At 44.0% G+C, this 12,980-nt stretch carries 14 protein-coding genes; 7 read left to right on the top strand and 7 right to left on the bottom strand.

What is annotated here, in order from left to right; genetic code table 11:
* The first annotated feature begins 2 nt into the window (after nucleotides 1-2).
* The 3 genes from ibaG (at nucleotide 3) to OCV56_RS14095 (ending at nucleotide 2,413) form a co-directional block, all read left to right on the top strand.
* Nucleotides 3-257, top strand: a complete 255-nt coding sequence (gene ibaG, locus OCV56_RS14105) for a BolA family iron metabolism protein IbaG (RefSeq protein WP_017058924.1) — start codon at nucleotides 3-5, stop codon at nucleotides 255-257.
* A gap of 8 nt (nucleotides 258-265) precedes the next feature.
* Nucleotides 266-1,531, top strand: a complete 1,266-nt coding sequence (gene murA, locus OCV56_RS14100; RefSeq protein WP_086715546.1) for a UDP-N-acetylglucosamine 1-carboxyvinyltransferase — start codon at nucleotides 266-268, stop codon at nucleotides 1,529-1,531.
* Between the two features lie 156 nt (nucleotides 1,532-1,687).
* A complete protein-coding gene (locus tag OCV56_RS14095; protein ID WP_050652139.1) occupies nucleotides 1,688-2,413 on the top strand; it encodes a 1-acylglycerol-3-phosphate O-acyltransferase in 726 nt (241 codons plus the stop codon).
* Between the two features lie 112 nt (nucleotides 2,414-2,525).
* Here OCV56_RS14095 and OCV56_RS14090 read toward each other — a convergent pair whose 3' ends face one another.
* The 5 genes from OCV56_RS14090 to arcA form a co-directional block, all read right to left on the bottom strand.
* On the bottom strand, nucleotides 2,526-2,915 hold the full coding sequence (locus tag OCV56_RS14090) for a RidA family protein (protein WP_009847729.1): 390 nt from the start codon (nucleotides 2,913-2,915) through the stop codon (nucleotides 2,526-2,528).
* A gap of 135 nt (nucleotides 2,916-3,050) precedes the next feature.
* The gene (gene pyrI / locus OCV56_RS14085) at nucleotides 3,051-3,512 is read right to left on the bottom strand and encodes an aspartate carbamoyltransferase regulatory subunit (protein ID WP_017632290.1); all 462 of its coding nucleotides are present in this window, start codon (nucleotides 3,510-3,512) and stop codon (nucleotides 3,051-3,053) included.
* Between the two features lie 12 nt (nucleotides 3,513-3,524).
* Nucleotides 3,525-4,454 carry an aspartate carbamoyltransferase gene (gene pyrB / locus OCV56_RS14080; RefSeq protein ID WP_004738679.1) on the bottom strand — a complete coding sequence of 310 codons (930 nt, stop codon included), beginning with the start codon at nucleotides 4,452-4,454 and terminating at the stop codon, nucleotides 3,525-3,527.
* Nucleotides 4,455-4,720: 266 nt separating this feature from the next.
* The gene (locus tag OCV56_RS14075) at nucleotides 4,721-5,725 is read right to left on the bottom strand and encodes an ornithine carbamoyltransferase (RefSeq protein WP_086715544.1); all 1,005 of its coding nucleotides are present in this window, start codon (nucleotides 5,723-5,725) and stop codon (nucleotides 4,721-4,723) included.
* A gap of 155 nt (nucleotides 5,726-5,880) precedes the next feature.
* Nucleotides 5,881-7,101, bottom strand: coding sequence for an arginine deiminase (gene arcA / locus OCV56_RS14070; RefSeq protein ID WP_086715543.1), 1,221 nt, complete (start codon nucleotides 7,099-7,101; stop codon nucleotides 5,881-5,883).
* A gap of 576 nt (nucleotides 7,102-7,677) precedes the next feature.
* Between arcA and rraB the strand changes: the two genes are divergently transcribed.
* The gene (gene rraB, locus OCV56_RS14065) at nucleotides 7,678-8,094 is read left to right on the top strand and encodes a ribonuclease E inhibitor RraB (protein ID WP_086715541.1); all 417 of its coding nucleotides are present in this window, start codon (nucleotides 7,678-7,680) and stop codon (nucleotides 8,092-8,094) included.
* Between the two features lie 125 nt (nucleotides 8,095-8,219).
* Nucleotides 8,220-9,014: a glycosyl hydrolase 2 galactose-binding domain-containing protein gene (locus tag OCV56_RS14060; RefSeq protein ID WP_086715540.1), complete on the top strand. Its 795-nt coding sequence runs from the start codon at nucleotides 8,220-8,222 to the stop codon at nucleotides 9,012-9,014.
* 24 nt (nucleotides 9,015-9,038) lie between these two features.
* Here OCV56_RS14060 and OCV56_RS14055 read toward each other — a convergent pair whose 3' ends face one another.
* A complete protein-coding gene (locus OCV56_RS14055) occupies nucleotides 9,039-9,944 on the bottom strand; it encodes a bifunctional helix-turn-helix transcriptional regulator/GNAT family N-acetyltransferase (RefSeq protein ID WP_086715538.1) in 906 nt (301 codons plus the stop codon).
* Nucleotides 9,945-10,025: 81 nt separating this feature from the next.
* A complete protein-coding gene (locus OCV56_RS14050; RefSeq protein WP_086715536.1) occupies nucleotides 10,026-10,430 on the bottom strand; it encodes a DUF2061 domain-containing protein in 405 nt (134 codons plus the stop codon).
* A gap of 332 nt (nucleotides 10,431-10,762) precedes the next feature.
* Between OCV56_RS14050 and OCV56_RS14045 the strand changes: the two genes are divergently transcribed.
* Nucleotides 10,763-11,935: a YjgN family protein gene (locus OCV56_RS14045; protein WP_086715534.1), complete on the top strand. Its 1,173-nt coding sequence runs from the start codon at nucleotides 10,763-10,765 to the stop codon at nucleotides 11,933-11,935.
* Nucleotides 11,935-12,936 carry a M48 family metallopeptidase gene (locus OCV56_RS14040; RefSeq protein ID WP_086715532.1) on the top strand — a complete coding sequence of 334 codons (1,002 nt, stop codon included), beginning with the start codon at nucleotides 11,935-11,937 and terminating at the stop codon, nucleotides 12,934-12,936. Before OCV56_RS14045 ends, OCV56_RS14040 begins: the two co-directional genes overlap by 1 nt.
* Nucleotides 12,937-12,980: the final 44 nt, after the last annotated feature.

The following is a 12,980-nucleotide window of genomic DNA, read 5'->3' as shown; positions in this document are numbered from 1 at the left end:
TTGTGGACAGCACAAAAGTACAAGAATTATTAGCAGAGGCACTGAACCTTCAAGAGATTTTCGTGAAAGGTGAAGGCAGCCATTACGAAGTTGTTGCAGTTGATCCATGTTTTGACGGCATGAATCGAGTTAAGAAGCAGCAACTAATTTACGGCCCACTAATGGAATACATTCAACGCAATGACATCCATGCTCTTTCTATTAAGGCTTTCACGCCAGAAGAGTGGGAACGTGATAAGAAACTGATGTCACTTTAAGGTTTATGATGGAAAAGTTTCGAGTTATAGGATCAGACAAGCCGCTAAGCGGTGAAGTGACGATCTCAGGCGCAAAAAATGCAGCGCTACCAATCCTATTTGCTTCAATTCTTGCTGAAGAGCCAGTGGAAGTAAGTAACGTTCCTCATCTACGTGACATCGATACTACGATGGAACTACTAAAGCGTCTCGGCGCAAAAGTATCACGTAACGGTAGTGTTCATGTTGATGGCAGCGAAATTAATGAATTTTGTGCGCCTTACGATTTAGTAAAAACAATGCGTGCATCTATCTGGGCTTTGGGGCCGCTAGTTGCTCGTTTTGGTGAAGGCCAAGTGTCACTTCCTGGTGGTTGTGCGATTGGCGCTCGTCCTGTTGATCTGCATATCCATGGCCTAGAGCAGCTAGGTGCAACGATTACGTTGGAAGATGGTTACGTTAAAGCAAGCGTTGATGGCCGTCTGAAAGGAGCGCATATCGTGATGGATAAAGTAAGCGTTGGCGCTACGATTACGATCATGTGTGCAGCAACACTAGCGGAAGGTACAACAGTATTAGACAACTCTGCGCGTGAGCCTGAGATTGTTGATACGGCTGATTTCCTAAACAAGCTGGGTGCTAAGATTTCTGGCGCAGGTACAGACACGATTACTATTGAAGGTGTTGAACGCCTTGGTGGTGGTCAACACTCTGTAGTTGCTGACCGTATTGAAACAGGCACGTTCCTTGTTGCAGCAGCAGTGTCTGGCGGTAAAGTTGTTTGTCGTAACACTAACGCTCATCTTCTTGAAGCTGCATTAGCGAAGCTTGAAGAAGCGGGTGCGAAGGTTGAAACGGGCGAAGACTGGATCAGCCTTGATATGACAGGTCGTGAGCTGAAAGCGGTGAAAATCGTAACAGCACCTCACCCTGGTTTCCCAACCGACATGCAAGCTCAGTTTACTCTGCTTAACATGATGGCGAAGGGCAGTGGTGTTATCACTGAGACTATCTTTGAAAACCGTTTTATGCACATTCCTGAATTACAACGAATGGGTGCGAAAGCGGAAATCGAAGGCAACACGGCTATCTGCGGTGAAACGGAAAAATTGAGCGGCGCTCAAGTAATGGCAACGGACCTTCGTGCATCTGCGAGCCTTGTTATTGCTGGCTGTATCGCTCAAGGTGAAACCATCGTTGACCGTATTTATCACATCGATCGTGGCTACGATAAGATTGAAGATAAACTGTCAGCCCTAGGCGCAAACATTACACGATTTCGTGAGTCTAGCTAACTTAGGTTAGTGAGTTCATGAATCAGTAAGATGAAAACACAAAAGTCGGAACCTTGGTTTCGGCTTTTTTATAGTTGTATTTACCGCCAGTGAATCTATTGCCAGTGTTTCTTTGTGCGAATAGATGAATCTGCTTAGCGGTTGGTGAGGAACAAAATGATAGCAATATTACGTATTTTCGCAGTGGCGATATTTGCGATTCTTATGTTTGTATTTGGGTGTGGTTACTGTTTACTGAGCCCACGTAATCCGAAACACGTATTTACCTTCGGTCGTTACTTCGGCCGTATGTCGAAAATTTTCGGCATGAAGTTAGAACTTCGTATCCCAGAAGATGCTTATTCTCGTGGCCAACATGTTTATGTGGCGAACCACCAGAACAGCTGGGATCTATTCACGATTTCATCAGCGGTAACGCCTAAAGTTGTGACGGTTGGTAAGAAGAGCCTAGTGTGGATGCCGCTATTTGGTCAGCTTTACTGGCTGACGGGTAACATTCTTATTGACCGTGCTAACCGCAGCAAAGCGGTGGGTACCATTGATCAGGTAGTGACTAGCTTAAAAGAGAGCGACGTTTCAGTATGGATGTTCCCTGAAGGGACGCGTTCTCGTGGTCGTGGTTTGTTGCCGTTTAAGACGGGCGCTTTTCATGCGGCAATTGGCGCTGGTTTACCGATTATCCCTATCGTGTGTAGCTCAACAGGTGGCGTGAAGCTAAACCGTTGGAACAATGGTCATGTGATTGTTGAGATGCTGCCACCTATCAGCACAGAAGGTTTTGATAAGTCTAACGTTCGTGAACTGGCTAATTTAGCTCGTGAGCAAATGGCGGCGAAACTTGAAGAGCTAGACAAAGAAGTGGTTGAGCTCAACAAGAAGTAATTGAGCAAAACGCTGAACAATAAAAAAGGTTGTCAAATGGGCAACCTTTTTTGTATCTGATAAACACTCAGCTTTATGCTCAGACGCTTACTATAGATTTAGGTACTAAAGACTATTTGCGAACCGCAATAGCTTCGATCTCGATACCTACATCTTTTGGAAGGCGAGCTACTTCAACACATGAACGTGCAGGGTAGTTTGCTACGCCGTGCTCATCGAAGAATTTGCCGTAAACTTCGTTTACTGTGCCGAAGTCGTTTAGGTCTTTAACGAATACCGTTAGTTTTACGATGTCTTTTACAGTCAGGCCTGAAGCTTCAACAACTGCTTGAACGTTGTCTAGAGATTGGCGAGCTTGCACTGCGATATCAGCAGATACTTCACCAGTTGCTGGATTTACTGGGATTTGACCAGAAGTCAGTACCATGTTGCCAAGGTCAACACCTTGTACGTATGGGCCGATTGCAGCTGGAGCAGATTCTGTGTGAAGTACTTTAGTCATTGGTTTATTCCATCAGTTATTAGATAAAAATCGCTTTTCAGTGTGCCTTCAAACTTAGGCTAGGTAAAGCGCAAAATACCCCGTACAGGCGAGGTATTTGATAGTTTTTGCGTTCAAACGGGTTGCCGTATGACGTTATCTTTCTGTCACGATTTCGCGAGAGAAAACTTTTTCGCAATACTTACACTTCAATCGAATATCTTCTTTCTTTTCAAAGATCTTAAAGCTGCTTTCAACAGGCTCGTTGTGTGTAATGCAGTTAGTGTTTGGACACTCGAACACATCGTTGATTTGCTCTGGAAGTTCTAAGGCTAACTTCTTAACTACTTCGTAATCTTCGATTTGGTTCACTGTTGCGTGAGGTGCGTAAAGTGCCAGTTTGCTCGCCTGTTCTTCAGTGATAAACACATTCTCAATCTTAAGTAGGTCTTTTCCACCTAGTGCCGATGAAGGTAGATTTAGGCCAATGGTCACACGCTGGTGAGAGTTGTGCATATCGAACAGTTTTAGCACCTTGATCCCGATGTTCGCAGGGATGTGGTCGATAACAGTACCGTTTCTGATTGCTTCAACTTTTAATTGAGTCTCTTTAGACATGATATCTCTCCTCTACAGCGTTTCGTTAAGAACAAGGGCTAGCAATGCTTCACGCGCGTAAACACCGTTCTCTGCTTGCTGGAAGTAGTAAGCGTAAGGTGTTTTATCGACATCGACAGTAATTTCGTCAACGCGAGGAAGAGGGTGTAGCACCTTCAGGTTATCACGTGCGTTTTCTAGAAGCGCAGCCGTTAGGATGTACGCTGATTTGATGTGCGCGTATTCCGACTCATCAAAGCGCTCTTTTTGAACTCGAGTCATGTACAGAACATCTAATTCAGGAATCACATCTTCCATGTCAGTTAGTAGTTGGTACTTGATACCCGCTTCATCAAGCTCTTCACAAATGTAGTCAGGCATCGCCAATGCTTCTGGCGCCACAAAGTAGAAACAGATGTTGTCGAATTTCGCGAGTGCTTGAGTCAGAGAGTGAACCGTACGGCCGTATTTAAGGTCACCAACGAATGCCACGTTTAGGTTATCTAGGCGGCCTTGTGTTTCAGCAATAGAGAACAAGTCTAATAGCGTTTGTGTCGGGTGTTGGTTTGCACCGTCGCCTGCATTAATAACCGGTACGCCGTTAGAGAACTCAGAAGCTAGACGTGCTGCCCCTTCTTGAGGGTGGCGCATTACGTAAGCATCAACGTATGAAGAGATAACTTGCACTGAGTCTGCTAGCGTTTCACCTTTCTTCGCCAGTGAAGTATTACCGCCACTGTCGAAACCAATCACATCACCACCGATGCGTTGAATCGCAGTTTCAAAAGAGAGACGAGTTCGTGTTGAAGGTTCGAAGAAGCAGCTGGCAACAACTTTGTTCTTGATGAGTTCTGGGTTTGGTTCAGCTTTAAGTTGACCTGCCGTTTGAACAATTAATTCTAGCTCTTCACGAGAAAGCTCTGGAATTGAGATGATGTGCTTTTGATAGAGCGAATTCGCCATGATCTTCTTCCCCACAATAATGTATTGGCCATAAAAAAGCCCCCCATAATGGGAGGCTTTAAAAAAGTGCTGAAAAGCAGAATAGACGGCCTGGCAAGCATGCTAGCTTGCGAGCAATATTAGGTGTTTTCACAATTTTATTATGTGTTATCACTATATTGGTTGGCGTCATTTTCACTACTCTCAGACAAATTGCCGAGAATTATACGCTTTCAATTTGTGAGCGCAAGCGATTACATCAAGCTTTTGTTTACTTTCATTATTGTCTATTGACCAAGCGTCGCGACCATCACCGCCTTGATGGTGTGCATACGATTCTCTGCTTCATCAAATACAATTGAGTAGTCAGATTCAAACACTTCGTCAGTCACTTCCAAGCCGTTCATTCCATACTTGTCTGCGACTTGCTGACCAATCACGGTTTCATTGTTATGGAAAGCGGGTAGGCAGTGCATGAATTTCACTTGAGGGTTGCCAGTCAGCTTAATGACATCCATATTCACTTGGTATGGTTTCATTACCGCTACACGTTCATCCCAAGCTTCAGGAGCTTCACCCATCGAAACCCAAACATCGGTGTATAGGAAATCACAACCTTTCACGCCTTCAGCAACGTCTTCAGTTAACGTGATTTTTGCACCAGTGTTTTGTGCAATGGCTTGGCACTCTTCGACAAGTTGCTCTTCTGGCCAAAATGCTTTTGGTGCGACAAGGCGAATATCCATGCCCATTTTCGCAGCACCGACTAATAGAGAGTTCCCCATGTTGTTACGCGCATCGCCTAGGTAAGAAAAGCTGATTTGATGTAGATGTTTACCGCGACCATGTTCGATCATAGTAAGGAAGTCAGCCAAGATCTGAGTCGGATGGAATTCATCGGTTAGGCCGTTCCAAACCGGAACACCAGCGTATGCGCCAAGATCTTCTACAATGCTTTGGCCAAAACCACGGTATTCAATGCCGTCGTACATACGACCTAACACACGAGCCGTATCTTTCATTGATTCTTTCTGACCAATCTGAGAACCAGAAGGGCCTAAATAAGAGACTTGAGCGCCTTGATCAAAGGCCGCAACCTCAAAAGCACATCGAGTTCGTGTTGATGCTTTTTCAAAGATCAAAGCGATGTTTTTACCGTTAAGCTTTTTCTGCTCTGTACCTGCATACTTAGCTTTTTTTAGGTCAGCAGACAGATCAAGTAAAAACTGAATCTCTTTAGGAGTAAAGTCGAGAAGTTTTAGAAAGTTACGATTGCGAAGATTAAAGGCCATCTCTCGCTCCTTGTGTATATAGAATCAATGAAGAACTCAGTTAAACATAAAAATGCTATATTTGTGAATATTTATTTCGTTAATTTGATAAAAAAGGCCAGTACGATGGTACTGGCCTAGATACGTTATTGTGTTTGCTCTATTGAATTATCAGCTTAGATGCCGTCTCTTTCGATAGGACAGCTCATGCAGCGAGCGCCACCACGACCACGACCTAACTCGTTGCCTGGAATTGTCAGAACTTCGATGCCCGCTTTGTCGTACTTCTCGTTGGTGTAAACATTGCGTTCATAACCGATAACGGTACCCGGTTTGACTGTCAGTACGTTATTAGCGTCGTTCCACTGTTCGCGCTCAGCTTCGTAGTTGTCACCGCCAGTCGTGATGATCTTCAGCTGATCAAGGCCTAGAGCCCCTTCAATTGCTGACAGGTAGTTTTCCGCTTTCTCTACGCGCATCTCACCATTTTCTTTTGGTGTTAGGCGCCAAGTATCTAGATCTTTGCGAACAATCTCAGGGTAGACAGAGAAAGTGTCGATATCCATGTGTGTCATCACTGTATCAAGGTGCATACAAGAACGGTGCTTTGGTAAATCGATAGCGATCACTTCGGTTGCTTGGCCTGATCTGAATAGGCTAGCCGCTAGGTTTTCGACACCTTGTGGCTTAGTACGCTCAGAAATACCAACCAACACTGCGCCTTTACCGATAACCAGTACGTCACCGCCTTCAATATTGGCGTTGTCGTAGTGCAGGTCTTCATCACCGAAGTACTTGATAAAATCTTGTCCGGCAAATACAGGGTGCCAGCGGTAGATAGCACGCAGATGATTCGTTTCACGTTGGCGAGCCGGTTTCATCATTGGGTTAAGTGATACACCACCATAAACCCAGCATGAGGTATCACGCGTAAATAGGTGGTTTGGCAGTGGTTCGATAACGAAATCAAGTGGGCGATGCATCTTCGGTAACATAGAAGAAGATTTAATAGGAAGCTCAGAGTAGGCCAAGCCACCGAGTAAGATCGTTGCTAGATGCTCATTATCCATTTGAGCAAGGTAGTTTCTTAAGTCACGGGCAAAAGTAGGTCCGTAACGGAAATCTGAGATTTGAGTATTCAGCAACCACTCACGAGCCTGAGGTACGGCAAGCGTCTCGACTAGTAGGTCATGCAGCAGTAGTACCTCTACGTCTTGGCTGCGCAGCGTTTCTGCAAAGGCATCATGTTCTTCACCAGCAGCTTCAACGGCAAGTACATCATCAAACAGAAGATCATGACAGTTTGAAGGGGTGAGGTGGGTGAGTGCTCTTTCAGGTCTATTTAGGAGAACTCGTCTTAATTGACCGACTTCGGAGCCAACGTACAGCTTACTCATTTTGCATCCTTACTATTAATCCAGCGTCTATTTATGACAAGCTTGGCCGTAATATGCAAGTTTTGGAGGTTGCGTAAATGCAAAGTATTTTTTGAATTTACGGTACTAAAAACTGGATTAATTTGATTTTTCGGGGTTAAATACTAATTGACCGGGTATCTAGTGAAACAACTGTTTTGAGGATCTATGCTCGATTTACTGTGTGCGAGAAATCTATTTTGCTTATTATTCGTGACTTTTTATTCACTATTATTCACTTTTTGATAGCAAGCTGGGATTTTATGCACCTTGAAACGGGTTGAACGTATGCATCTATGGTGACTAAGCACGCAATTTCTATTCAAATACGCTTGAAGCGACAATAAAGATGAAATGCTAAAATAGACGTCAGTTAATAAAATGTTGAAAATTTGTTTCTGTGATTTAGATTTCACTTTTGAATTGATATTGCCTCCGCTATCTAACGATAAACTTACCTTTCTAGGCCTGATCTGGGTGGCTTTTCTGGACGATCCATGCCATATTTCGTGGCAATCAAATTTGATCTTTTCATAGTCAACACTCTGGAGCAGACACATGTCTCACGAAGATGAATATCTATCAGTAGCGGAATTAATTGAATTTCAAAAGGAAGAGACTCGCGACATCATTGCAGCACTAATTGAAGATGGTAGCGATCCTGAAGCTCTATACGATATCGAGCATCATCTATTTGCTGAAGATTTCGAAGTGCTTGAGAAAGCAGTTGTTGAAGCATTCAAAATGGGCTTTGAAGTGCTTGAAGCTGAAGAGACAGAAGACGAAGATGGCAACAAGCTACTTTGCTGTGATGCAACCATGCAGTCAACTCTGGATGCTGAAGCGATCGATGCGCAAGTTGAGAAGCTTGTGAACCTTGCAGAGAAATTCGACATTATCTACGACGGCTGGGGCACTTACTATGAAGGTGAAGATGCTATCTACCCTGACGAAGATGATGAAGGCGAAGAGTAATTTCTTCCCAGTTTGAAAGAATGCCGGCCTAGAGCTGGCATTTTTTTACCCTCAGAAAAATAAATGTCTTTAAATGCATTCATTCATTATAATGCGGTCAAAATTGATCTGGCTCAAGGAATGATATGCGGTTACTTCTCGATGGTCTTTGGCAAATTTCGCCACTGACGGATCTCTCTATCCCACAAGATGACATTACCTTTCCTGCTCCATTAAGTTCAAAGCTTCCTGATAGCTTAAGTGAAGATGAAATCGCAGAGCAAGAGTGGCACCTGATGCATGACATCGAAGTTGATGATGCTATGCTGGCGTGCCCATTCGTTGAGTTGGTCGTAGCAGGTGTCGATTACTTTGCTGAAGTGCGACTCAATGGTGTAGCTGTGTTTGATTGCGATGGTAGCCAAGCTGAATATCGCAAAGACATCCGCCCTTACATGCAGCCTGGTCGAAATCGTTTTGAGATCCTGTTTCTTGAAGAAGAAGAGAGCTTATTGCTCGAAGAGGATATGGATGAGTCTATATCTTCGCAGGCTATCGCTAAATCTGATTCACGCATCGGGATTTGGCAAGCACCGTACCTGCAGTTCGTTCGAAATGTGAAACTAGATCAAGTTGTCACAGAGCAGATCTGGCACCATGGTGGTGGCTGTGAGTTTAAAGTGGATGTGATTTATCAGACATTAAAAGCAGGTTTGGTATCAGCATCAATCAAGTTCAACGGCATGACTCTCGTAATGCCGATAGACGTGCGTGCTGAGCATACCGGCGTTGTGTTTCAGGTGGAGGCTCCCATGATATTTAACCTTGAGAAGCCTAACCCTAAGCACTTATACCAGTTAGAAGTTGAACTCGATGGGCAAAAAGAGAGCTCTTTCGTTGCCTTAAATCCAGCGTCTTGCGTGAGTAACTTTTTACGTTAAAAGCTAAAAACTAGCATTTGATACTTATAGCGCTTTGGCCATGACAACTTCACAAGCATCATGGCCTGTTTCTCCCCAAGCAGAATCAAGGTGTTCAAACTTGAGCTTTTCATAGAGTTTTACAGCAGCACCCAAACATTCCGTGGTTTCCAAGTACATGTGTTGGTAGCCAAGTTGCTTAGCCAGTTTTAGGCTTTGAGCAACGATGCGCTTTGCCAAACCTTGCCCTCGGGTTTGTGGTAGGAAGTACATTTTCTGTAGCTCACACACATCTGACCGGCCTGCTAATGGTGCAAAACCGCCGCCACCGACTACCGCACCTTGATATTCGATCACCCAGTACATTGCATTCTCTTTGTTATAGACAGAGTACATGTCATCAAGAGTAGGATCGGCGACGCCATAACCTTTATCTTCTGTTAGTCCATGCTCCGCTGAAACTTTACGAATCACATCGGCTAACTGCGGGTTATCTGATTGAGTGAGTGGACGAAGTATGAACTCGTCAGCTTGGCAGACATTCGCTAAACCTTTTAAGTAAGTTTCTAATCCAACTTTTAGCTGTTGTTGCTCATCCTCATTGAGAGTCATCAACATGCCTTCGAAAAAGGTGTTTTGTTGCACGTCTAATTGACTCAACATGCCTTGCCCAAGAGATGTTAGCGTCACTAATTGGCTGCGTTTGTCTTTTGGGTTTTCGATAGCTTCTACCAACTCAAGCTTACTGAGACCTGTCACTGTTCGACTGGCATTAGATTTATCGACATTGAGCTGTTGTGCTAATTGATTGATAGTTAAAGGCTGGAGTTGGATCTCACTTAATGCATGAGCTTGGACAGGAGTGAGCGTGACCTCGCCACATTGTTTATCAAGCATACCCAGTAAGCGCACGGCTTGACGGGAGTATTGTCTTAGTTTTTGAGCATCCATAATTTTTACCTTTAAATAAAGTTGCGCACCGCAATTAAATTAATTGCGGTGCGCAACTTTGTCAATGGTAAATTCTCTTAATTAAGCATGTTGGTGCAAACAGAACTGAGGTTGGGCTGTTTGTCTTTCTGCTTTTCGTAGCCACACTTTCTCATGGAAGTAGTAAGCAACTGTATTTAAAGTTGGCTCAAGCAAAGCCATCACGCCGCCGATGAAGGCATCGCCAGTCAATAAGTAGACTACGGTAAAGGCAACACTAAAGTGAATGGTCGCAAAGCTTGCTGTTTTTAACTTTGTCATCCACTGACGAGCTTTAAGCGCTGGAACTTGAGCCCACGCCTTTTCGTGAAAATAGAAGGCGACCGTATTTACAGAGGGCTCAATCATGGCAATTAAGCTACCAATTAAGATGTCGCCTGTTAGTACGTAAGCGACACTAAATGCGATAGTAAAATGTAATGCAGCAAAGGTTAGTGTCTTTTTCATGATAATTACTCAATCGTTGTGTTGTTTCGATAGAGCTATTATTGAGAATTATTATCATTAAGTGAAATGGGTATTAGAGATTAATTTGATAGGCAAAAGCTATCAAAGAATTCTAGGGATAACATTCCCCCTAGTTAAGTGTAATTACATAGTGATAAATACCTTAGTAATGGTTATATAACCTATTGCTATTATTTGTACAATTTATGATGGATTCCTTTGATTTATTAATTTAACTGATTGATTAGCATGGCATGTTTCTATAGCGTGCACTCCTTCAATGCGCACTTAGATGCGCATGGCTTAATGATAAACGTTAGATGGAGTAAAAAATGGAAACCAAAGGGTTGGAAACTAAAGTTCACTTTAGTGGCAAAGGTAAAGAGTACTTTGGCATATGGATAGTCAATATTCTGCTATCAGTGATTACGCTTGGAATTTATTCTGCGTGGGCCAAAGTACGTAATAAGCGCTACTTCTACGGTCATACGTCGATAGCCGGTGATCGCTTCGAGTACCATGGGCAGCCAATGCAGATCCTTAAAGGCCGTGCTATTGCGCTTGTTTGTGTATTGGTGTGGTCGATTGCTGAACAGTTCTCTCCTGAGCTCTCTTTAGGGCTGATAGTGGCTTTTGTTCTGCTACTACCTTTACTTGCTCGCAGCAATGCGCGCTTTGATGCGGCAATGACAAGCTTCCGTAATGTGCACTTTTCGTTTCACGGTACAGTTGCTGGTGCGTACTGGTCGATTCTAGGCCGTGGCACGCTTGCCATGCTTGGTTTTGTCTCAGCTATGGCTGCTGTGTTCTTTACGATGAGTCTAAATATGACCGTTGGTGTAGTAGCCATACTTATACTCTTACCTGCTTATGTCTATCTGCAGGCTTGGTCTTTGGTTGGTATTGCTAATTATTTCTCGAATGGCTACCGCTATGGTGAGCGTCAATTTAGCGCAGATTACAAAAACGCGTTTTACTTCAAGACCTATATGATCGCGACGCTAGCGTGGCTTGTTATTACGGCGGTCTTAGTTGCGGCCTTCTTTATGATGGCTGGTATTAATCTGATGAGTAACCCAGAATCGTATCTTGATCTTATGGGGCATAGTGATCTAGCCGTTATCATAATTGGCTACTACTTTGGTTTCATTGCTATCGGTCTGGCAGTAGGCGCGTATCTGAAAGTGCGTGTTCGAAACTACACACTCTCGCAACTGGTTCTTCAATCCAGTGAAGCTGAGAGTGAGCCTAAGTTTACTTTTGCTTCGACTCTGACGGTTAAAGGTTACGTTAGCTTGGTTGTGGTTAACTTCTTACTTCAAGTCGTTACGCTAGGTCTTGCTCGTCCTTGGGTTATGGTAAGAACGATGAACTATTTAGCAGACAATACCTTTGTTTACGGCGCTCTCGACTTGCTGGTAGCTACTGACCAAGATTCTGATGTCAAGTCAGCGGTTTCTGATGAGGTTGCACAAGCCTTTGATGTCGATCTTGGTATTGGCTAATGCTATCCGGTGTCGCTCATCCGCCTCGCAGTTCTGAACGCTGTGAGGCAACATTAGAGATATCGCTCGACGGTATGTTGGTGATTAATGCCTGTAATCAACGCAGTTCAGCCAACGTCGCTGATGTGAAAATCAGTGTTGGCGTTGGCTCTACGCCAAGTAAGTTTACATTTCCTGACGGCTGGCTGTTTGTGGCGCAGCCGAGTGATGAACTTACGGCGTTTTTAAAACAGCATGGTCAGCGTGATTGGATGGGCAAGCTAGAGAAGAATGTTACGGCGATTCTGCTATCTTGTATCGTTATATTGGCGTTGACCATTGGAACATTCACGCACGGCATTCCTTGGCTAACAGATCAAGTGGTCACTTATCTTCCTGACTCAGCCTCAAAAATGGTAGAGGATAGGGTTTTAGTCTCTTTAGATGAGCAGTTGTTTGAGCCATCGAAGTTAACACTGTCGCAGCAAACTATGATCCGCCAGCGTTTCGAAAGCCATTTGAGTGCGCTCGATATTGATGAGGATGTCCGTTTGCTGTTTCGTTCCTCCGAGCTAGGTGCGAATGCTTTTGCTTTGAGCCACAGTACCATCATAGTGCTTGATGACTTAGTTGCACTAACGGAAACCGAGCAGCAACTGGATAGTATCCTGATGCATGAATTGGGGCATATTGAGCAACAACATGTCATGAAAACTATCGTTCGTTCTAGCCTGCTTTCACTTTCTGTCGCGATATTGACCGGTGAGAGCTCAGGAGTGATCGATAATTTAGCTGGGGTCGGGGTTTTTGTCGCCAATAATGGTCAGTCGAAACAGGCAGAGCGAGAAGCGGATAGATTTGCGTCGGATTCAATGTGGCAGATACATGGTACCAACAAGCCAATGATTGAGATGTTTGAATTGTTGCAAGGAAGCTCTGATGATGTGGCTGAATTACCAGCTTGGTTAAGCACTCACCCTGAGTTAACAGAGCGTATTGATTTACTGAAAAATGTCCAATAGCAATAACTGATAGGATCAAAAAAGGGCAGAATAATCTGCCCTTT

Source organism: Vibrio gigantis, from assembly GCF_024347515.1.
Classification (GTDB): Bacteria; Pseudomonadota; Gammaproteobacteria; order Enterobacterales; family Vibrionaceae; genus Vibrio; species Vibrio gigantis.
This window is presented reverse-complemented; position numbering and strand designations above follow the sequence as displayed.